The following is a 19,894-nucleotide window of genomic DNA, read 5'->3' as shown; positions in this document are numbered from 1 at the left end:
GCTCAGATATTCAAGACGTCGAGAAAGCGTGGCGTGGCGTTCTGGTCGATCTGCAAGCTGGTGAAATCGAACAGGTTGCGGTCGGCCAACTGCGAAGGCGCCACATTCTGCAGGGCGCGGAAAATGCTCTCGGTACGGCCTGGGTGCTTGCGCTCCCATTCCACCAGCATGTCCTTGACCACCTGGCGCTGCAGGTTTTCCTGCGAGCCGCACAGGTTGCACGGGATGATCGGGAAGCCCTTCATGTCCGAGTAGGCCTGGATGTCCTTTTCGCTGCAGTAGGCCAGCGGGCGGATCACCACGTTGCGCCCATCGTCGGCGCGCAGCTTCGGCGGCATGCCCTTGAGCGCGCCGTTGAAGAACATGTTGAGGAAGAAGGTTTCGACGATGTCATCGCGGTGGTGCCCCAGGGCCATCTTGGTCGCGCCAATCTCATCGGCGAAGGTGTACAAGGTGCCGCGGCGCAGGCGCGAGCACAGCGAGCAGGTGGTCTTGCCCTCGGGCACCAGCTCCTTGACCACCGAGTAGGTGTCCTTCTCGACGATGTGGTAGTCGACCCCCAGCTCCTTGAGGTAGGCCGGCAGCACGTGCTCGGGGAAGCCCGGCTGCTTCTGGTCCATGTTCACTGCCACGATCTGGAACGAGATCGGTGCCACCTTCTGCAGGTGCAACAGAACGTCGAGCATGGTGTAGCTGTCCTTGCCGCCAGACAGGCAGACCATGACCTTGTCGCCATCCTCGATCATGTTGTAGTCGGTGATGGCTTCGCCGGCGAGGCGACGCAGGCGTTTTTGCAGTTTGTTCTGGTTGACCGAGAGGGTGCCCATAGCGCTTGGATCCGCGAGGTGTGACAAAAGCGGGCTATTTTACGCACAAACCGCGCCCGCCTGTAGGGATTCCGATAAAGACTTCGAGGGAATCAACAACCGGCAAGACAGCGCGATTTGCTCTAAAAACCGAGCTGTGAGCGCAACTGTGCTTTCTATACTGCGACATAAGGCCACATTACCGCGGGTGTCGGTGTCCTGGCCTCGGGCCACGAGCGCCTCAGCAAGGGGCGTTCGGCAACGATAGGAGCGACCGGCATGATTCATCACGTTGTGGGGTTGTTCACCCATCCTGGCCAGGAATGGCGGGAAATCCGTGGCGAGGACGAAAGCATCAGCCACATGTACCTGACCCATACGCTGATCCTGGCTGCCATCCCGGCGGTTTCCGCGTTCATCGGCACAACCCAGGTCGGCTGGGTGATCGGTGAGCGGCCTGCGGTGATGCTGACCCTGGAAAGCGCGCTGTGGATGAGCGTCATGTCTTATCTGGCGATGCTCGGCGGCGTGGCGGTCATGGGTGCGTTCATCCACTGGATGGCGCGCACCTACGATGCCAACCCCTCCATGGCCCAGTGCATCGCCTTTGCCACCTATACCGCTACGCCATTGTTCATCGCTGGCCTGGTCGCGCTCTACCCGCACCTGTGGCTGGGCATGGTGGTGGGCACCGCGGCGATCTGTTACACCGTTTACCTGCTGTACGTGGGCTTGCCGACCTTCATGAACATTCCGTCGGATGAGGGCTTTCTGTTTTCAAGCTCGGTGCTGGCGGTGGGTCTGGTGGTGTTGGTGGCAATCATGGCGGCAACCGTGATCATCTGGGGTTTGGGCGTGGGGCCCGTGTACACCAACTAGATCCGTTGTGGCCAACATGGGGCATCGGGCTGGGCCGCCGCAAGGCGGCCTTGGTCTGCATGGAAGGTGGGGCGTGCAGCCCTGCCCCGCTGACCGGTGGCTCGGCAGCGCGGTGATGCTTGCGGCATAATGAACGGCCAGGAGAACCATCCCGCCATGCCCGAGCTGCTCAAACAACGCGTCGAAACCTGTTACCAGCAAGCTGAAGCCTTCTTCAAACGCCCCTTTCCCCGCCCTGAAGTCAGTTTCAAGCTGCGCGGGCAGAAGGCTGGCGTCGCCCACCTGCATCAGAATCTACTGCGCTTCAACCTGCAGCTGTACCGTGAAAACCAGGACGATTTCCTGCGCCAGACCGTCGCGCACGAGGTGGCGCACCTGGTCGCCCATCAGCTGTTCGGCGAGCGAATCCAGGCCCATGGCCAAGAGTGGCAACTGATCATGCGCGGGGTCTACGAACTGCCGCCCAGTCGTTGCCACAACTATGCCGTGCAGCGGCGCGCGGTGACCCGTTACATCTACCGCTGCCCATGCCCGGAAAGCGATTTTGCCTTCACTGCCCAGCGGCACAAGCTGGTGCGCCAGGGGCGGCGCTACCTGTGCCGGCGGTGCCGGGCGATTTTGCAGTACAGCGGCGAGACGCGGGTGGAGTAACTGGCGCAACGCAGGCGTTAAAAAGGCGACCCGAGGGTCGCCTTTCGCGTTACCGCACAGGACTATCAACGCACCGGGGTTTCTGCCACGCCCAGGTCATCGGTAGGCACTGCCAGCTCCAGCGGCGCGCCACCGGAGGCCAGCTCGGAGGCCAGCTTGTCGTTGTCCATTTCCTTGACCCACTTGGCCACGACCACGGTGGCCACGGCGTTGCCGACCAGGTTGGTCAGGGCGCGGGCTTCGGACATGAAGCGGTCGATGCCGAGGATCAGCGCAAGACCGGCAACCGGCAGGTGGCCAACCGCCGACAGGGTCGCGGCGAGGACGATGAAGCCGGAGCCGGTGACCCCTGCAGCACCCTTGGAGGCCACCAGCAGCACCAGCAGCAGGGTGATCTGGTGGGTGATGTCCATGTGCGTGTCGGTGGCCTGGGCGATGAACACTGCCGCCATGGTCAGGTAGATCGAGGTACCGTCGAGGTTGAACGAGTAGCCGGTCGGGATCACCAGACCCACCACCGATTTCTTCGCACCCAGGCGTTCCATCTTGGCCAGCATGCGTGGCAGGGCCGATTCCGAGGACGAGGTGCCCAGCACGATCATCAGCTCTTCACGGATGTAGCGGATCAGCTTGAGCACGCTGAAGCCGTGGGCGCGGCAGATACCGCCGAGCACCACCAGCACGAACAGCAGGCAGGTGATGTAGAAGCAAGCCATCAGGTAGCCCAGCTGCACCAGCGAACCCACGCCGTATTGGCCGATGGTGAAGGCCATGGCGCCGAAGGCACCGACCGGGGCAAGCTTCATGATCATGTTGATGATGTTGAACATGACATGCGCGAAGCGATCGATCAGGTCCAGTACGGGCTTGCCGTAGCTGCCCAGGCGGTGCAGGGCAAAGCCGAAGATCACCGAGAACATCAGCACCTGCAGGATATCGCCGTTGGCGAAGGCACCGACCACGGTGTTGGGAATGATGTTGAGCAGGAAGCCAACGGTGGTCTGCTGCGCACCGGCGGCCGCGTAGGCGGCGACACTGCTGGCGTTCAGGGTACTGACGTCGACGTGCATGCCAGCGCCTGGCTGCACCACGTTGACCACGATCAGGCCGATGATCAAGGCCACGGTGGAGACGATTTCAAAATACAGCAGCGCGTAGCCGCCAGTCTTGCCGACCGACTTCATGCTCTGCATGCCGGCGATGCCGCTGACCACGGTACAGAAGATGATGGGCGCGATGACCATCTTGATCAGTTTGACGAAGCCATCGCCCAACGGCTTGAGGGCGACGCCGGTCTCTGGATAGAAGTGGCCGAGCAGGATACCGATGGTGATGGCGACCAACACCTGGACATACAGGGATTTGTACAGCGGCTGACGTGTCGTCATGGCTAAATTTCCTCAAGTGTGCCGGTTCACCCTCTCTAGGGCGTAGCGGCACCTGAATCGCTAACCCTCCTGCACCTGGAGGGATTTGTCGTTGTGTTCGAGCTGCCTGGGCAGGCCTCTGCCAAGACAGATAGCAAAGGCGATGCCAAAGTGCCCATCTTGGGTGCAAAGCCTTTATTTACCTGGACTCGGTGCGCTATGACGGGGCGATTTGCCTGAGAAACCATGGCGGATTTCCGCCCGGTGGCGGGAAATGTACAACGTCGATGGCGGGAATCCGCCCAACCTGGTCCGGTCAGTCGAGGTGGAAGGTGATGCAGAAGGCGGCGCCGCCCAGCGCCGAATCGTCCAGGCTCAGCGCGGCGTCATAACTGTCGACGATGTCCTTGACCACCGCAAGGCCGATGCCCTGACCAGGATGCTGACGATCCAGGCGCTCGCCGCGCTCGAGAATGCGCTTGCGTTGATCGGCTGGCACACCCGGGCCGTCGTCCTCGACACACACCGTGAGCAAGCCAGGGGCGTGTTGCAGGCTCACCCGCACCTGGCCCAGGCTCAGGCGATAGGCGTTTTCCAGCAGGTTGCCGAGCAGTTCCAGCAGCGCGCCCTGCTCCATCGGCACATGAGCCTGGGCGGGCACCTCCAGCACGGCCTCGACCTGTTTGTCGCGGTAGACCTTGGCCAAGGTGCTGCACAGGCTCTGCAGCACCGGCAGCAAGGCCACGCTGTGGCGCACCAGGCCGCTCTTGCGCAGGCTGGCGCGCTGCAATTGATAGTCGATCTGCTGGCTCATGCGCTCGATCTGGCTTTGCAGTACCCGCGATTGTTCGCGCTCACCGTCACGTTGCTGCAGGCTCTCGCCGACCCCTTGCAGCACCGCCAGCGGGGTCTTCAGGCTGTGCGCCAGGTCATCCAGCGAATCGCGGTAGCGCCGGCGCTGTTCGCGTTCGCTGCGCAGCAAGCGGTTCAACGACCCGGTCAGGCGCAACAGCTCGCGCGGGTGATCGCCGCTCAAGCCATCACGGGCGCCGGCCTCGACCTCGTCCAGCTCATGGCTGAGCCGGCGCAACGAGCGCAAGCCCCAGGTCAAGCCAGCCCACAGCAGCGCCAGCAAAGCGAGCAAGGCAGCGCCAAAGCCCAGCGAGAGTTTTTCGCGCAGGCCGTCGAGGGTCGCGGTGTACTCGCTGACCGGCTGCAGCGCAACGATACTGTAGGCCGCGCTCTTGCCGCCGAGCAGCTTGATCTCGACGTCGTAGACGAAGAACTCTTCGCCATCGTTCTGGCGAATGCGGGCGAACTCGTTGCCACGCCCATCGTAGCGCGGGCGGTAATTGATGTGCCGGTCGGCGGTGGCGCGCGAGCGCCAGACCAGATTGCCGTCACGGTCGAAAATATAACCGAGCAGCCCGGTGTACGGCAGGTTGTAGCGCTCGTCGGGCAGCAGGTCGGGCATCTGCAACTGGCCATGCTCGATGCGCGCGGCCGATATCAAGGTGGTGACGTCTGAAGCAAGGCGCTGTTCGATCGACTCCTGCAGGGCCAGGCTGAAGGTCTTCTGCAATGCCGGCAGCAACGCCAGCATGAACAACAGCGCCAGCACTGCGGCCGCGAGCATCAGGCGCACGCGCAGCGAGCGGATCATCGGCAGCGCTCGGTGAACAGGTAACCCAGGCCGCGTACCGTGTCGATCGGCTTGAAGCCACTGGCGCCCTCGAGCTTGCGGCGCAAACGGCCGACCAGCACTTCGATGACATTGGGATCGCGCTCTTCATCGCCTGGGTAGAGCTGTTCCATCAGCCGATCCTTGGCCACCACCTGCTGGTGGTGGCGCATGAGGTATTCGAGGATGCGGTATTCATAGGCGGTCAGCGCCAACGGCTGCTCATCGAGCGTCGCCTGCTTGCGGTTGAGGTCCAACAGCAGCGGGCCGGCGGCAATGGTCGACTGGGTGAAGCCGCTGGAGCGGCGCAGCAGCGCGTTCAAGCGCGCTTCGAGCTCTTCGTATTGAAATGGCTTGACCAGATAGTCGTCGCCGCCGGCGGCCAGGCCCTCGACCTTGTCCTGCCAATTGCCGCGCGCGGTCAGGATCAGGATCGGAAAGGTCTGGCCCTGGCTGCGCAAGCGGCCGATCAGCTCGAGGCCGCTGATGCCAGGCAAGCCCAGGTCGATGATGGCCAGGTCGAAATGGAAGTGCTCGGCCTGGTACAGCGCCTCTTCGGCATCGGCCACCGCCTCGACCACGTGGCCACTTTCGCCCAGACGCGTATGAAGGTGGTGCCGCAGCAAGGCTTCATCCTCGACCACCAGCAATTTCATGTAGTGCTCCTTGATTTTCAGCTATGCCCGCGCCGGGCACTTCGCGCAGCGCTCGCCAGCGCAAAGTGCCCGGTACAGGATAACCCGCCTTGCCGATCAGAACTTGTAGTTTGCCGCCAGGTAGGTCTGGGCGCTGCTGCTCAGGCGCAGGGTCCCGGCCTTGGCACCGCCGCTGGGGCCTACTTCGGTCGCGGCGTTGGTGCGCAGGTAGCGATAGCCCAGCTCGACCGACGCCTTGTCGGTGATGTCCTGAATCACGCCAGCCTGCAGGCCGTAGGCGTAGCCGTAGTCGGTATCGCGGCTGGCGCCTGGGGAATCCTGGGTCAGCTTGGTCATGCCCAGGGTGCCGCCGCCGAACAGCTTGGTGGTATCGCCCACGGGCAGGAACAGGTCATAGCTGCCAAGCAGGTTTTCCTGGCGCAGCTTCAGGCCGCTGTGATCGCCCGAGACGTTGTCGTAGGTCATGTAGTAGCGACCCTGGTCATTGATCTTACCCAGGCGCACGCCCCAGGTATCGTCCTTGCCGATGATGCCGTCGCTGTTCAGGTGGTCGGTGTTGCGCTGCAGCAGACCGGATTTGCGCACCTTGTCGCTGGTCTGGCCATAGGTCAAGCTGGCGAAGTTGTCATCGGCAGCCTGGGCGGTGGTCATGCCAGCGGCGCAGACGGCCATGGCGGCGAGCAGGGTATTGAGAGTTTTCATGGCGTATTTCTCCAGATGAAGGCGCTGTCGCGCTGTGGAAGCTAGAGTAAGCACGATGCCCTGAACCGCGGCTGAACCCTGCCTGAACCACGGCTGAACGATTGGTTGGCAAACCCAAGGAGTAGTGACATGCGCGCCCTGCTGGCTGTGACCCTGATGTGCAGCGCCGCCCTCGCCCAAGCGGCAGTGCAAACCCGCGAAATTCGTTATCAAGACGCCACCGGCACCGCCCTGATCGGCTACTACGCCTACGACGATGCCGTGCAAGGCAAACGCCCTGGGGTGGTGGTGGTCCATGAATGGTGGGGCCTGAATGACTACGCCAAGCGCCGCGCCCGCAACCTGGCGGCCCTGGGCTACAACGCCCTGGCCATCGACATGTACGGCGACGGCAAGCACACCGAGCACCCGCAGGACGCCCAGGCGTTCATGGCGGCGGCGATGAAGGACCCGAAGGCTGCGGCCAAGCGCTTCGACGCCGGGCTCGAGCTGCTCAAGCTGCAACCCAATACCAATAAGCACCAGCTGGCTGCGGTGGGCTACTGCTTTGGCGGCAAGGTGGTGCTCGATGCCGCCCGTCGCGGTGAAAAACTCGATGGCGTGGTGAGTTTCCATGGCGCGCTGGCCACCCAGACGCCGGCCAAGCCTGGCGTGATCCGCGCCAAGATCCTGGTCGAGCATGGCGAAGCCGACAGCATGGTGCCGCCTGAGCAAGTAGCGGCCTTCAAGCAGGAAATGCGCAACGCCGGCGCCGACCTGAAATTCGTCTCCATCCCCGGCGCCAAGCATGGCTTCACCAATCCCGATGCCGATCGCCTGAGCCACGGCGAGCATGGCGGGCCAGACATCGGCTATGACAAGGCCGCAGATGAAAGCGCCTGGCAGGACATGCAGGCCTTCTTCAAGACTGCATTCGACTGAGCCGCGCTCGGACTGCCCACGCGCGCCATCTCCCGCAGCACGGCCGCGGCTGGCACAATAGCGCCATGAACAGACTTCCCGCTTGCTGCACGCCACTGCGTTACCACTGGCCCCTGCCCCGCCCGGTTCCCGGTGCGGTGCTGGCCAGTTGCGCATTCGACCCGGCCAATCTGGCTGCCGACGATTTCCAACGCGCCGGCATTGTGCCGAGCGCCAGCCTGCAGCGCTCGGTGGCCAAGCGCCAGGCCGAATACCTGGCCGGCCGCGTCTGCGCGCGCGCCGCGCTGCAACGCCTGGATGGCCGCGATTACGTGCCCGGTAGCGGCGCAGACCGCGCGCCGATCTGGCCGGCCGGCATTCGCGGCTCGATCACCCATGGCAAAGGCTGGGCTGCCGCCGTGGTCGCCGCCGATGGCGCCTGCAAGGGCCTGGGGCTGGACCAGGAAGCCCTGCTCGACGACGAGCGCGCCGAGCGACTGATGGGCGAGATCCTCACCCCTGCCGAGCGTGAGCGCCTGGACCGCAGCGAGCTGGGCTTGAGCGTGACCTTGACCTTTTCGCTCAAGGAAAGCCTGTTCAAGGCGTTGTACCCATTGACCTTGCAGCGTTTCTATTTCGAACACGCCGAAGTGCTGCAGTGGTCGGCCGATGGCCTGGCGCGCCTGCGCCTGCTGACCGACCTGTCGGCGCAGTGGCGCCACGGCGCCGAGTTGCAGGGCCAGTTTTGCCTCGAGGATGGCCAGCTGTTGAGCCTGGTCTGCGTATAGCCGCTACTGGGCTGCTTGCTCACGCGGCCACGCCAGGCTGAAACAGGCGCCGCCGAGCGCCTCGCTGCGCCCCACCGTGGCGCGCCCGGCATGCCAATAGATGATCCGCCGCACGATCGACAGACCCAGGCCGTGCCCACCCGAGGCGCGGGTGCGGCTGTCGTCCAGGCGGGTGAACGGCGTGAAGATGCGATCCCAGACCCCCTCGGGAATGCCCGGCCCGTCGTCTTCGACATCGATGCGGCAGCGCTGCAGGTCGAGCTGATAGCTCACCCGCACCTCACTGCCGGCATGGCGCAGGGCATTGCCGACCAGATTCTGCAGGGCTCGGTGCAGGTAGCGCGGCTCGGCCTCGACCCAGCAACCGTCTCTGGCCACACACACACCGCGCAGCAAGCGCACCTTGCTGTTGAGCGGCGCCAACTCGTCGATCACCCGCGCCAGCAAGGCGTCGAGCTCGATGCGCTGGAACTTCAGCGCTGGCGCGCCCTGCTCCAGGCGGGCGTAGGTGAGCATCTCGTCGACCAGTTTGTCCAGGTCCTGGATATCGTCATCCATGCCGGCCAGGTGCTTGGCACGGGCCTGCTCGGTGCTGGCGCTTTCGATCATCTCCAGACCGAAGCGCAACCGTGCCACCGGGGTGCGCAGCTCATGGGACACGGCGCGCACCAGTTCGCGCTGCATGTTCAACGAGCGTTGCAGATGCTCGGCCATGCGGTTGAAGGCCGCCGCCAGGCGGCCCACCGAGTCGGCGTCGCCTGCCGGCACGCGGGTGTCGAGGCTGCCCTGGGCGATGCGCGTGGCCGCGATCTCCATGCCCGACACGCGGCGCTCGAGCTGACGCACCAGCAGATACACCACCAGGCCGATCAGGCACAGACCGAGCAAGGCGATCAGCACCAACAATTGCGGCGGATAGGGGTTGAGTTGATACAGCGGGCCGATTTCCAGCACCAGCGGCGAGCCGGGCAGCCCGGCGAAAACCCGGATCGAATCACCGTCGCGGCCCAGCGCCATGACCGTGTCGCCCTCCTCCACCCGGCGTCGCTGGTCGTCGTCCAAGCCGACGCGTTCGATGCGCTGCAGAGCGATACCAAAGCCGAAGCCTTTGCTTTGCCGCAACTCGGCCAGCCGCTGGGGCTGTTCGGTGACCGGGTAGCGCACCAGCTCATCGGCCAGCAGATACAGGGTAGCGCGCGCCAACTGTTCACTGACCTGCTGGACCTGGGCCACCAGCAGCAGGTCTTGCTGACCGACCTTGCGCAGCACCTGGGCTGCATGCGGACCGGTTTTCTCCACCACCACCAGGCCCCGATACAGACGGGCGCGCTGACCGCCGTCGAGGGTCCGCGCCGACATTGCCTGCAGGTCCAGAGGCACGCCGAGCAGGCGTTCCCACATCAGCAGCGAGCGCTTGCGTTCGGTTTCGTTCTGCTGCGCCAGGTTGTCGGCCATCAGGCTGAAAGTGCCTTGCGCCAGGCGCTCGCGGTGCTGGGCGGCGCGCACTTCGTTGACCAGGTGCAGGCTCAGGGCACCGAGCAGGGCCACCAGCACCAGCACGGCGAGCATCCCGCCATAGATGCGCAGGAAGATCGAGTGCTTCATGGCGCTTCGCCGACGAACAGGTAGCCTTTGCTGCGCAGGGTCTTGATCAGCCGCGGATGAACCGGGTCATCGCCGATCTTCGGACGGATGCGTGAAATGCGTACGTCGATGGAGCGGTCCTGGCCGTCATAGCCGACCCCGCGCAGGGCGGTGAAGATCTGTTCGCGCGACAGTACCCGGCCGGCGTTGCTGGCGAGCAACCAGAGCAGGTCGAACTCGGCGCCGGTCAGCTCGATCGGCTGCGCCCCGAGCCAGGCCTCGCGCTGGCGGTTATCGATGCGCAGGGCGCCGAAGGCCAGGTCGTGGCGCTTGTGCTCCGGGCTTTCACTGCGCCGCAGCAGCGCTTGAATGCGCGCCAGCAGCAAGCGTGGGCGCACTGGCTTGCAGACATAGTCGTCAGCGCCCTGGTCCAGGCCCTGAACCTGGTCGAGTTCGTCGCTGCGCGCGGTGAGCATGAGGATCGGGCCAGGGTACTGGCCGCGCACGCGGCGGCAGATGCTCAGGCCATCTTCGCCGGGCAGCATCAGGTCGAGGATCACCAGGTCCGGCTGGCTGTCGACGATGCGCCGCGCGGCGCGCGCGCCGTCGCCTTCGACGCTGACCTCGAAGCCCTGGCCTTGCAGGTATTCGGCGGTGAGCTCGGCCAGGCGCTGGTCGTCCTCGACGATAAGGATGCGGTTGCTGATCGGGTCCATGGCGCCTGCCTTGAGCTTGTTATTGTCGGTATGCCCAGGCCGATACTACGTCTGCCACCCCACCCTGCCAAGCCGCTCGAGGGCCCCTGGACTTCTGGGTTTTTTATGGTAGGGTGCGCCCCCTGAAATTTCTGCCGGGCGGCAATCAGTCTGTGAAAAATAGCGCAAACCTCTAGGCATAAGGCCTACAGCCGACAGCCACGTTTCACACACAAAGTACGCACACGTTATCCACAGGCGCTCGCCTTGCAAAGCCACCAAGACCGCATTATCTTGTATCCCCATCGCAGCGAACCACTACATGTTGGGTTTGTCTCACAATCACCAACACCACCCTGCGGAGAAATTCAAGCGATTTTTCTGGCAGAACTAAACGTGGTTTCAGCAGCCAAACCGCTCCAGCGGAAGCATTGAGAGCAACAGCTTTTGGGTCAACCCTTGAGCATTTGACTTCGGCCAGGGAGCGGCAGGTTATTGCCCCTTATTCCTGATCTGTCCCGAAGTCGGTACGCCCGAGCGGGCGGATGCGCGTGCATGCCGCATCCCCGCAACGGTCATCGAGCAAGTGGACGGAACGGTGGGCGCCGAGCGTGGCGCCTGAACACTATTGAAACTGTGGAGACACCCACCCATGCAAACCGACACAACTCGCGAGAGCCAGCAGGCTTTGGCGCCGCAGGCCGCTGAGTCCAACCAGGATCTGGCTGCCACCGCTCCGGGCCAACTGCGTGTGATCAAGCGCAACGGCACTGTCGTCGCCTACACCGACGACAAGATCACCGTGGCCATCACCAAGGCGTTCCTCGCAGTTGAAGGTGGCACCGCCGCCGCCTCGTCGCGCATCCACGACACCGTCGCGCGCCTGACCGAGCAGGTCACTGCCACGTTCAAGCGCCGCATGCCGTCGGGTGGCACCATCCACATCGAAGAAATCCAGGACCAGGTCGAACTGGCCCTGATGCGTGCCGGCGAGCAGAAAGTCGCCCGCGACTACGTGATCTACCGCGAGCAGCGCGCCAAGGAGCGCGCCACCCGGGTCAGCACCGACTCGGTGGTCGAGCCGCACCCAAGCATCCGCATCACCCTGGCCGACGGCAGCCTGGCGCCGCTGGACATGGCGCGCCTGAACACCATCATCAGCGAAGCCTGCGAAGGCCTGGCCGAAGTCGATGGCGACCTGATCCAGCGCGAAACCCTGAAGAACCTGTACGACGGCGTGGCCATCAAGGACGTCAACACCGCCCTGGTGATGACCGCCCGTACCCTGGTCGAGCGTGAGCCGAACTACTCGTTCGTCACCGCCCGCCTGCTGATGGACACCCTGCGCGCCGAAGGCCTGGGTTTCCTCAACGTCGCCGACAGCGCCACTCACCACGAGATGGCCGAGCTGTACGCCAAGGCCCTGCCCGCCTATGTCGCCAAGGGTGTCGAGTTCGAACTGCTGAACCCTGCCCTGGCCGACTTCGACTTGGAAAAGCTGGGCAAGGCGATCAACCACGAGCGCGACCAGCAATTCACCTACCTGGGCCTGCAGACCCTGTACGACCGCTACTTCATCCACAAGGATGGCGTGCGCTTCGAGCTGCCGCAGGTGTTCTTCATGCGGGTGGCCATGGGCCTGGCGCTGGAAGAAAAAGACAAGGAAGCGCGGGCGATCGAGTTCTACAACCTGCTCTCCTCGTTCGACTACATGGCCTCGACGCCGACCCTGTTCAACGCCGGCACCCTGCGCCCGCAGCTGTCGAGCTGCTACCTGACCACCGTGCCGGACGACCTGTCTGGCATCTACCACGCGATCCACGACAACGCCATGCTGTCGAAATTCGCCGGTGGCCTGGGCAACGACTGGACGCCTGTGCGTGCACTGGGCTCCTACATCAAGGGTACCAACGGTAAATCCCAGGGCGTCGTGCCGTTCCTGAAAGTGGTCAACGACACCGCCGTTGCCGTGAACCAGGGTGGCAAGCGCAAGGGCGCGGTGTGTGCCTACCTGGAAACCTGGCACCTGGACATCGAAGAGTTCATCGAGCTGCGCAAGAACACCGGTGATGACCGTCGTCGTACCCACGACATGAACACTGCCAACTGGATCCCTGACCTGTTCATGAAGCGCGTCTTCGATGACGGCAAGTGGACCCTGTTCTCGCCATCGGAAGTGCCTGATCTGCACGACCTGACCGGCAAGGCCTTCGAAGAACGCTACGAGTACTACGAAGCCCTGACCGAGTACAACAAGATCAAGGTGTTCAAGACCATCCAGGCCAAAGACCTGTGGCGCAAGATGTTGTCGATGCTGTTCGAGACCGGCCACCCGTGGCTGACTTTCAAGGACCCGTGCAACCTGCGTTCGCCGCAGCAGCACGTGGGCGTGGTGCATAGCTCGAACCTGTGCACCGAGATCACCTTGAACACCAACAAGGACGAGATCGCGGTCTGCAACCTGGGCTCGATCAACCTGCCGAACCACATCACCGATGGCAAGCTCGACACCGCCAAGCTGCAGCGCACCGTCAACACTGCCGTGCGCATGCTCGACAACGTGATCGACATCAACTACTACTCGGTGCCGCAGGCCCGCAACTCGAACTTCAAGCACCGCCCTGTCGGCCTGGGCATCATGGGCTTCCAGGACGCGCTGTACCTGCAGCACATCCCGTACGGCTCCGACGCCGCCGTGGAGTTCGCCGACAAGTCGATGGAAGCGGTCAGCTACTTCGCCATCCAGGCCTCCTGTGACCTGGCGGACGAGCGCGGCGCCTACGAGACGTTCCAGGGTTCGCTGTGGTCCAAGGGCATCCTGCCGCTGGATTCGCAACAGATCCTGATCGAAGCCCGTGGCCAGAAGTACATCGATGTCGACCTGAACGAGAGCCTGGACTGGGCACCGGTCCGTGCCCGCGTACAGAAAGGTATTCGTAACTCGAACATCATGGCCATCGCGCCAACCGCAACCATCGCCAACATCACTGGCGTGTCGCAGTCGATCGAGCCGACCTACCAGAACCTGTACGTGAAATCGAACCTGTCGGGCGAATTCACCGTGATCAACCCGTACCTGGTCCGCGACCTCAAGGCCCGCGGCCTGTGGGACTCGGTCATGATCAACGACCTGAAGTACTACGACGGTTCGGTGCAGCAGATCGAGCGTATCCCGCAAGAGCTGAAGGACCTGTACGCCACCGCGTTCGAAGTCGAGACCAAGTGGATCGTCGACGCCGCCTCGCGTCGCCAGAAGTGGATCGACCAGGCGCAGTCGCTGAACCTGTACATCGCTGGCGCCTCGGGCAAGAAGCTGGACGTGACCTACCGCATGGCGTGGTACCGTGGTCTGAAGACCACCTACTACCTCCGTGCCCTGGCCGCGACCAGCACCGAGAAGTCGACCATCAACACCGGCAAGCTCAACGCCGTTTCCAGCGGTGGCGACAGCGCCCCGGTCCAGGCAGCGGGCCCCGCGCCAGTGCCGAAGGCCTGCGCGATCGACGAGCCTGACTGCGAAGCCTGCCAGTAAGGCTGGGCCGAGGCTTTCTTCGGGAAGCCTCAACGCGTTTTCCGCATGACTGCGGACCCTGTGGGAGCGGGCTCACCCGCAATGAGGCTGGTACGCCCGCCGCCCCCACAGCCAGACACAATAAGCCGTGGCTGCAAGCCTCGGCCAGCCCTTCTGGGCACTCCAGATTTGCGTGCAGCGCACCGCAACCAAGATCCACCGGCCATACTCCATAGATGGCCCTCAAGCAGGAGAATCTCACCATGCTGAGCTGGGACGAATTCGACAAAGAAGAAGACGGCGAAATCGCCGCCAAAGGCAACACCCCTGCGCAGGCCAATGCCGCCGCTACCCTCGACAAGCTCGACAGCGCCGGCGGTGCCGCCGCCCTCGAAGCCCGTGCGGCTACCGCTGCTGACTCCGAAGCCGTCAAGCGCGCCAAGGCCGCCCTCGATGCGCTCGACGTCGCCGAGGGCCTGGCCGAGCTGGAAGGCTCCGCCGCGCGCGTTGCGGTCGATGAAAAGCGCATGATCAACTGCCGCGCCGACCTCAACCAGCTGGTCCCGTTCAAGTACGACTGGGCCTGGCAGAAGTACCTGGACGGCTGCGCCAACCACTGGATGCCGCAAGAGGTCAACATGACCGCCGACATCGCCCTGTGGAAGAGCATGGACGGCCTGACCGAAGACGAGCGCCGCATCGTCATGCGCAACCTCGGCTTCTTCTCCACCGCCGACTCGCTGGTTGCCAACAACCTGGCCCTGGCCGTGTACCGTCTGATCACCAACCCCGAGTGCCGCCAGTACATCCTGCGCCAGGCCTTCGAAGAGGCGATCCACACCCACGCCTACCAGTACTGCATCGAGTCGCTGGGCATGGATGAAGGCGAGATTTTCAACATGTACCACGAGATCCCGTCGGTGGCGAAAAAGGCCGCTTGGGGCCTGAAGTACACCCGCGCCATCTCCGATCCGGAATTCAACACCGGTACCGTCGAAACCGACAAAGAGCTGCTGCGCAACCTGATCGCCTATTACTGCGTCCTGGAAGGCATCTTCTTCTACTGCGGCTTCACCCAGATCCTGTCGATGGGCCGTCGCAACAAGATGACCGGCGTTGCCGAGCAGTTCCAGTACATCCTGCGTGACGAGTCGATGCACCTGAACTTCGGCATCGATGTGATCAACCAGATCAAGATCGAGAACCCGCACCTGTGGGACGCGGCGATGAAGGAAGAAGCGACCCAGATGATCCTGCAAGGGACCCAGCTGGAGATCGAATACGCCCGCGACACCATGCCACGCGGCGTACTGGGCATGAACGCGGCAATGATGGAGGACTACCTCAAGTTCATCGCCAACCGTCGTCTGACCCAGATTGGCTTGAAGGAAGAGTATCCAGGGACCACCAACCCGTTCCCATGGATGAGCGAGATCATGGACTTGAAGAAAGAGAAGAACTTCTTCGAGACGCGGGTGATCGAGTATCAGACCGGTGGTGCGCTGAGCTGGGACTGAGTGTCCGGGCCAAGCATCGAAAAGGCTGCCATATGGCAGCCTTTTTTGCATTCGGCATAGCGACTTTCTTGCGCAGGTGAAATCGAGCGCCCCACCCACGACGCATCGCGAGCGGCGCTCAGGTCTTCAGGCCAAGTTCTGCCGACAGTCTGAGAGCCACATCCTGGATCACCGGGATCAGTGCGCGCATCTTTTCTTCCGACATGTACGGCACGGTACTGGCCACACTGATCCCGGCGACGATCCGCCGGCTGGCGTCGCGCACCGGCGCGGCCACGCAGCGGATCGACGGTTCGTTGTCTTCCAGGTCAAAAGCGTAGCCGCCCGCCACATACTCGGCCATGCGTTGCTCGAACTGCGCCCAGGTCTGCTCGGTATGCTGCGGCCAGAACGCGCTCTTGCCGCCCGCCGGCAGGCTGGTTTCATACAAGCGCTGCCACTCGGCCGCGGTATCGTCGAGCATCAGCGCCTTGCCGATGCCGGTGCGCGCCAGCGGCATGCGATGGCCGACTCGCGAGCGCATTTCCGGGCCGTTGCGCCCGGGGGTCTTGTGCAGGTACAGCACCTCGTCCCCTTCGCGGATGGCCAGGTGGATGGTGTCACCGGTCATCGCCGAAAGCTCATCCAGATAAGGGCCGGCCAGGGTCACCAGGGCAAGCTCTTCACGGGCCTGGAAGCCGAGTTCGATCAGCTTGGGGCCGAGCAGATAGCCGACCTGCGGCACCACACGCAGGTAGCGCTCTTCGACCAGGCAGCTGGCCAGCCGGTGGGTCGTGCTGCGGGTCGTGCCGATGTGCCGGGCGATGTCCTTGAGGTCGCGCGCGCCGGCGGCCACGGCCTGCATCACGGCCAGGCCGCGGAGCAGGGTCTGGGTGCCGGTGGGGGCGGTTTTTGCGGGGTCTTCCTGCATGGGCAGCCTGTACCGTTGAGCAAAAATGGGCGGGCGCCATTATGGTCGCCCGCAGGGCGCCGCTACAACTCGATACGCTCGACCTTGCCGACCAACAAGATGTAGGACAGCGCGCCGATCAACGCCAAGGCGGCGATGTAGGTGATCGCCGGGGCGAAGGAGTCGCCGCTGGCGAGTACGCCGATGACGATGGGCGTGACGATCGCCGAGAGGTTGCCGATGAAGTTGAACACCCCTCCGGTCAGGCCGAGCAAGCGCGCAGGCGCCAGGGTCGAAACCAGCGACCAGGTGATCGATGCCAGGCCGTTGCCGAAGAATGCGAGCGCCAGGAACGCGATCACCAGCGGCGTGGATTCGACGAAGTTGGCGCCGATGATCGCGGTGGAAATCAACAAACCGCTGATGATCGGCAGCTTGCGGGCGAAGCCGACACTGGCGCCGCGGCGGATCAACCAGTCGGAAAATACGCCTGAACACAGCACCCCGACGAAGGCTGCGAGAAACGGCAGCGACGCCAACAGGCCGGACTTGATGAAATCCATGCCGCGGTACTTGACCAGGTAGGTGGGGAACCAGGTGAGGAAGAACCACAAGGTCGAGTTCAGGCAGAACTGCCCCAGGTAGATGCCCCACAACTTGCGTTTGCTCAGCACGATACCCAGGTCCAGCCAGCTGAAGCGGGCCTTGGCCTGGCTCTGCTCGCGCTGCATGTCCACCAGCCCTCCGCCCTCGCGGATCAGCTCGATCTCCGCTGGGTTGGCGCCCTTGAAATCACGCGGCTCGCGGTACACCGCGTACCAGATCACACCCCACAGGATGCCCACTGCGCCGGTGGAGACGAACACCATGTGCCAGCCGAAGGCATGCTGCAGCCAGGCCAGCACCGGCGTTAGAAAAGCCAGGCCGACGAACTGGCCGGAGGTGTAGAAGCCAATGGCCGTGGCCCGTTCGCGCTCGGGGAACCAGGTGGTGACCACCCGGCTGTTGATCGGGTAGGCCGGGGCTTCCAGCGCCCCCACCGCCATGCGCAGGACGAACAGGGCGATGAAGCTCGAGACGAATCCGAGCATCACGGTGGCCAACGACCACAGCACCAGCGCTGCGCTGTAAAGGATACGCGGCGGGACCCGATCGACCAGCCAGCCGCCTGGAATCTGCATGGCCGCGTAGGTCCAGCCGAACGCCGAGAACACCAGGCCGACGTGAATCGGGTCGATGCCCAGCTCACTGGTCAACGCCGGTGCCGCGATCGACAGGTTGCTGCGGTCGAGGTAGTTGATCACCACCGTGATGAACAGCAACAGCATGATGAAAAAACGCTTGCGGCTGGGCGCCACCAGGGCGGCCTGCCCAGTGAGGGTGTGCGGGTGCATGGGACGTGCCTCTTGTTATGTTTATTGAGGTCGGTGCAACACGGTCAGGGCGCAGGCATCACCATTCGGCGAAGCTGCCGTCGGCATGCCGCCAGATCGGATTGCGCCAGCGGTGGCCGATGGCGGCGCGCTCGATCACATAGTCCTCGTTGATCTCGATGCCCAGGCCTGGGCCATTGGGGATCTTCACCATGCCCTGCTCGTAGTCGAACACGCCGGGGTCGCGCACGTAGTCGAGCAGGTCGTTGCTTTCGTTGTAATGAATACCCAGGCTCTGCTCCTGGATGAACGCGTTGTAGCAAGCCGCGTCGAGTTGCAGGCAGGCGGCCAGGGCGATCGGCCCCAAGGGGCAATGCAGGGCCAGCGCCACGTCGTAGGCCTCGGCCATGTTGGCGATCTTGCGGGTTTCGGTGATGCCGCCAGCGTGGGAAGCATCCGGTTGGATGATGTCCACGTAGCCTTCGCTGAGCACGCGCTTGAAGTCCCAGCGCGAAAACAGCCGCTCGCCCAGGGCGATCGGCGTGCTGGTCAGCGGCGCCAGCTCTTTTAGCGCTTCATAGTTTTCGCTGAGCACCGGTTCTTCGATGAACATCAGCTTGAACGGGTCGAGCTCCTTCATCAGCACCTTGGCCATGGGTTTGTGCACCCGGCCGTGGAAATCGACGCCGATGCCGACGTTCGGCCCCACCGCATCGCGTACCGCCGCGACATTGGCCAAGGCCTGGTCGACCTTGGCGAAGGTGTCGAGGAATTGCAGCTCCTCGGTGCCGTTCATCTTCACCGCAGTGAACCCCCGCGCTACCGCCTCTTGCGCGGCCCGGGCGGTATCGGCCGGGCGATCACCACCGATCCACGAATAGACGCGGATCTTGTCGCGAACCTGGCCGCCGAGCAGGTCGCTGACCGACACGCCCAGGGCCTTGCCCTTGATATCCCACAACGCTTGGTCGATGCCGGCCAAGGCGCTCATGTGCACGGCGCCGCCCCGGTAGAAGCCGCCGCGGTAGAGCACCGTCCAGATGTCTTCGATGTTGCGCGGGTCCTTGCCGATCAGGTAGTCGGCCAGCTCCTCGACGGCGGCGGCGACCGTGTGCGCCCGCCCTTCGACCACCGGTTCGCCCCAGCCGCTCACGCCCTGGTCGGTTTCGATCTTGAGGAAGCACCAGCGCGGCGGAACGATGAAGGTGGTCAACTTGGTAATTTTCATCTGCTTGTCTCTCTTGTTGGGGTGCAGCGTCGGGCGGGATCAGCTCAGGGCATGCCAAGCGGTCACGTACGCCTTGGCAGTGGCGGCGACCTGCTCGGGCGTCATGCCTGGCTTGTACAGGCCGGAGCCAAGGCCGAAGCCTCTGGCACCAGCGGCATGGAAGTGCTGGAGGTTGTCGGGGGTCACGCCGCCCACCGGCGCCAGCACGGTGCCGGCCGGCAGCACGGCGAGCCACGCCTTGACCACTGCCGGGCCCATCTGCTCGGCGGGGAATAGCTTGAGCACGTCGGCGCCTTCGGCCAGCGCGGCAAAGGCTTCGGTGGGCGTGGCGACACCCGGCGCCAGGTACAGGCCCGCTGCCTTGGCCGCGCGCAATACCTGGGCATCGCTATGGGGCATGACGATCAGTTGCCCGCCCGCCTGCTTGACCTGCCCGACCTGTGCGGCGCTCAGCACGGTGCCGGCGCCGATCAGGCAATCGGCGGGCAAGCAGTTGCGCAGCGTGCGAATGCTGTCCAGGGGCGCGGGGGAATTGAGCGGGACTTCGATGATGCGAAAACCTGCGTCATACAGGGCTTGACCGATCGACGGCGCTTCGTGCGGCTGCAGGCCGCGCAGGATCGCGATCAGGCCATTGTGCGCCAGTGCTTGTTCGAGCATGTCGGGA

17 protein-coding genes are annotated in these 19,894 nt (G+C 63.8%); 6 read left to right on the top strand and 11 right to left on the bottom strand.

Annotated features, from left to right (window positions below):
• Nucleotides 1-2: 2 nt before the first annotated feature.
• Complete coding sequence (gene ttcA, locus FS665_RS21945) at nucleotides 3-827, bottom strand: tRNA 2-thiocytidine(32) synthetase TtcA (RefSeq protein ID WP_145193268.1); 825 nt, start codon at nucleotides 825-827, stop codon at nucleotides 3-5.
• A gap of 258 nt (nucleotides 828-1,085) precedes the next feature.
• On the opposite strand from ttcA, the gene FS665_RS21940 reads away from it, so the two are divergent.
• Nucleotides 1,086-1,685 carry a Yip1 family protein gene (locus tag FS665_RS21940; protein ID WP_145193266.1) on the top strand — a complete coding sequence of 200 codons (600 nt, stop codon included), beginning with the start codon at nucleotides 1,086-1,088 and terminating at the stop codon, nucleotides 1,683-1,685.
• A 156-nt stretch (nucleotides 1,686-1,841) separates the two neighbouring features.
• Nucleotides 1,842-2,336, top strand: coding sequence for a SprT family zinc-dependent metalloprotease (locus FS665_RS21935; RefSeq protein WP_145193264.1), 495 nt, complete (start codon nucleotides 1,842-1,844; stop codon nucleotides 2,334-2,336).
• Between the two features lie 65 nt (nucleotides 2,337-2,401).
• Here the strand turns inward: FS665_RS21935 and FS665_RS21930 are convergent, their stop codons facing one another.
• The 4 genes from FS665_RS21930 to FS665_RS21915 form a co-directional block, all read right to left on the bottom strand.
• Nucleotides 2,402-3,724 carry a dicarboxylate/amino acid:cation symporter gene (locus FS665_RS21930; protein WP_145193262.1) on the bottom strand — a complete coding sequence of 441 codons (1,323 nt, stop codon included), beginning with the start codon at nucleotides 3,722-3,724 and terminating at the stop codon, nucleotides 2,402-2,404.
• A gap of 295 nt (nucleotides 3,725-4,019) precedes the next feature.
• Nucleotides 4,020-5,366, bottom strand: a complete 1,347-nt coding sequence (locus tag FS665_RS21925; RefSeq protein ID WP_145193260.1) for an ATP-binding protein — start codon at nucleotides 5,364-5,366, stop codon at nucleotides 4,020-4,022.
• Nucleotides 5,363-6,040 (bottom strand): response regulator, encoded by a 678-nt coding sequence (locus FS665_RS21920; RefSeq protein ID WP_145193258.1) that lies wholly within the window; start codon nucleotides 6,038-6,040, stop codon nucleotides 5,363-5,365. Before FS665_RS21920 ends, FS665_RS21925 begins: the two co-directional genes overlap by 4 nt.
• A gap of 96 nt (nucleotides 6,041-6,136) precedes the next feature.
• The gene (locus FS665_RS21915; RefSeq protein ID WP_145193256.1) at nucleotides 6,137-6,742 is read right to left on the bottom strand and encodes an outer membrane beta-barrel protein; all 606 of its coding nucleotides are present in this window, start codon (nucleotides 6,740-6,742) and stop codon (nucleotides 6,137-6,139) included.
• A 129-nt stretch (nucleotides 6,743-6,871) separates the two neighbouring features.
• Here FS665_RS21915 and FS665_RS21910 point away from each other — a divergent pair, with 129 nt between their 5' ends.
• Nucleotides 6,872-7,663, top strand: a complete 792-nt coding sequence (locus FS665_RS21910; RefSeq protein WP_145193254.1) for a dienelactone hydrolase family protein — start codon at nucleotides 6,872-6,874, stop codon at nucleotides 7,661-7,663.
• Between the two features lie 65 nt (nucleotides 7,664-7,728).
• Nucleotides 7,729-8,430, top strand: a complete 702-nt coding sequence (locus FS665_RS21905) for a 4'-phosphopantetheinyl transferase (protein ID WP_145193253.1) — start codon at nucleotides 7,729-7,731, stop codon at nucleotides 8,428-8,430.
• A 3-nt stretch (nucleotides 8,431-8,433) separates the two neighbouring features.
• Here FS665_RS21905 and FS665_RS21900 read toward each other — a convergent pair whose 3' ends face one another.
• Both FS665_RS21900 and FS665_RS21895 read right to left on the bottom strand, forming a co-directional pair.
• A complete protein-coding gene (locus FS665_RS21900) occupies nucleotides 8,434-10,035 on the bottom strand; it encodes an ATP-binding protein (RefSeq protein WP_145193252.1) in 1,602 nt (533 codons plus the stop codon).
• Nucleotides 10,032-10,730 carry a response regulator transcription factor gene (locus FS665_RS21895; protein ID WP_145193250.1) on the bottom strand — a complete coding sequence of 233 codons (699 nt, stop codon included), beginning with the start codon at nucleotides 10,728-10,730 and terminating at the stop codon, nucleotides 10,032-10,034. The genes FS665_RS21900 and FS665_RS21895 overlap by 4 nt, the downstream gene beginning before the upstream one ends.
• A gap of 631 nt (nucleotides 10,731-11,361) precedes the next feature.
• Between FS665_RS21895 and FS665_RS21885 the strand changes: the two genes are divergently transcribed.
• A complete protein-coding gene (locus tag FS665_RS21885; RefSeq protein WP_145193248.1) occupies nucleotides 11,362-14,241 on the top strand; it encodes a ribonucleoside-diphosphate reductase subunit alpha in 2,880 nt (959 codons plus the stop codon).
• 242 nt (nucleotides 14,242-14,483) lie between these two features.
• Nucleotides 14,484-15,737 (top strand): ribonucleotide-diphosphate reductase subunit beta, encoded by a 1,254-nt coding sequence (locus FS665_RS21880; protein ID WP_145193246.1) that lies wholly within the window; start codon nucleotides 14,484-14,486, stop codon nucleotides 15,735-15,737.
• Nucleotides 15,738-15,855: 118 nt separating this feature from the next.
• On the opposite strand, the gene FS665_RS21875 is transcribed toward FS665_RS21880, so the two are convergent.
• The 4 genes from FS665_RS21875 to FS665_RS21860 all read right to left on the bottom strand — a co-directional run bounded on the left by FS665_RS21875 (nucleotide 15,856) and on the right by FS665_RS21860 (nucleotide 19,887).
• A complete protein-coding gene (locus FS665_RS21875) occupies nucleotides 15,856-16,647 on the bottom strand; it encodes an IclR family transcriptional regulator (RefSeq protein WP_145193244.1) in 792 nt (263 codons plus the stop codon).
• A 62-nt stretch (nucleotides 16,648-16,709) separates the two neighbouring features.
• Nucleotides 16,710-18,020, bottom strand: coding sequence for an MFS transporter (locus tag FS665_RS21870; protein WP_145193242.1), 1,311 nt, complete (start codon nucleotides 18,018-18,020; stop codon nucleotides 16,710-16,712).
• 58 nt (nucleotides 18,021-18,078) lie between these two features.
• Nucleotides 18,079-19,227: a galactonate dehydratase gene (gene dgoD, locus FS665_RS21865; RefSeq protein ID WP_145193240.1), complete on the bottom strand. Its 1,149-nt coding sequence runs from the start codon at nucleotides 19,225-19,227 to the stop codon at nucleotides 18,079-18,081.
• Nucleotides 19,228-19,266: 39 nt separating this feature from the next.
• On the bottom strand, nucleotides 19,267-19,887 hold the full coding sequence (locus tag FS665_RS21860; protein WP_145193238.1) for a 2-dehydro-3-deoxy-6-phosphogalactonate aldolase: 621 nt from the start codon (nucleotides 19,885-19,887) through the stop codon (nucleotides 19,267-19,269).
• Nucleotides 19,888-19,894 lie beyond the last annotated feature (7 nt).

This window comes from Pseudomonas sp. URMO17WK12:I11 (assembly GCF_007677725.1).
Taxonomy (GTDB): domain Bacteria; phylum Pseudomonadota; class Gammaproteobacteria; order Pseudomonadales; family Pseudomonadaceae; genus Aquipseudomonas.
Note: the sequence above shows the minus strand (reverse complement) of the source record. Positions and strands in the feature narration are given on the sequence as shown.

Bases quoted from the DNA above. Each gene is read 5' to 3' on its own strand.
- ttcA (WP_145193268.1), bottom strand. From the start codon at position 827: ATGGGCACCCTCTCGGTCAACCAGAACAAACTGCAAAAACGCCTGCGT.
- FS665_RS21940 (WP_145193266.1), top strand. From the start codon at position 1,086: ATGATTCATCACGTTGTGGGGTTGTTCACCCATCCTGGCCAGGAATGG.
- FS665_RS21935 (WP_145193264.1), top strand. From the start codon at position 1,842: ATGCCCGAGCTGCTCAAACAACGCGTCGAAACCTGTTACCAGCAAGCT.
- FS665_RS21930 (WP_145193262.1), bottom strand. From the start codon at position 3,724: ATGACGACACGTCAGCCGCTGTACAAATCCCTGTATGTCCAGGTGTTG.
- FS665_RS21925 (WP_145193260.1), bottom strand. From the start codon at position 5,366: ATGATCCGCTCGCTGCGCGTGCGCCTGATGCTCGCGGCCGCAGTGCTG.
- FS665_RS21920 (WP_145193258.1), bottom strand. From the start codon at position 6,040: ATGAAATTGCTGGTGGTCGAGGATGAAGCCTTGCTGCGGCACCACCTT.
- FS665_RS21915 (WP_145193256.1), bottom strand. From the start codon at position 6,742: ATGAAAACTCTCAATACCCTGCTCGCCGCCATGGCCGTCTGCGCCGCT.
- FS665_RS21910 (WP_145193254.1), top strand. From the start codon at position 6,872: ATGCGCGCCCTGCTGGCTGTGACCCTGATGTGCAGCGCCGCCCTCGCC.
- FS665_RS21905 (WP_145193253.1), top strand. From the start codon at position 7,729: ATGAACAGACTTCCCGCTTGCTGCACGCCACTGCGTTACCACTGGCCC.
- FS665_RS21900 (WP_145193252.1), bottom strand. From the start codon at position 10,035: ATGAAGCACTCGATCTTCCTGCGCATCTATGGCGGGATGCTCGCCGTG.
- FS665_RS21895 (WP_145193250.1), bottom strand. From the start codon at position 10,730: ATGGACCCGATCAGCAACCGCATCCTTATCGTCGAGGACGACCAGCGC.
- FS665_RS21885 (WP_145193248.1), top strand. From the start codon at position 11,362: ATGCAAACCGACACAACTCGCGAGAGCCAGCAGGCTTTGGCGCCGCAG.
- FS665_RS21880 (WP_145193246.1), top strand. From the start codon at position 14,484: ATGCTGAGCTGGGACGAATTCGACAAAGAAGAAGACGGCGAAATCGCC.
- FS665_RS21875 (WP_145193244.1), bottom strand. From the start codon at position 16,647: ATGCAGGAAGACCCCGCAAAAACCGCCCCCACCGGCACCCAGACCCTG.
- FS665_RS21870 (WP_145193242.1), bottom strand. From the start codon at position 18,020: ATGCACCCGCACACCCTCACTGGGCAGGCCGCCCTGGTGGCGCCCAGC.
- dgoD (WP_145193240.1), bottom strand. From the start codon at position 19,227: ATGAAAATTACCAAGTTGACCACCTTCATCGTTCCGCCGCGCTGGTGC.
- FS665_RS21860 (WP_145193238.1), bottom strand. From the start codon at position 19,887: ATGCTCGAACAAGCACTGGCGCACAATGGCCTGATCGCGATCCTGCGC.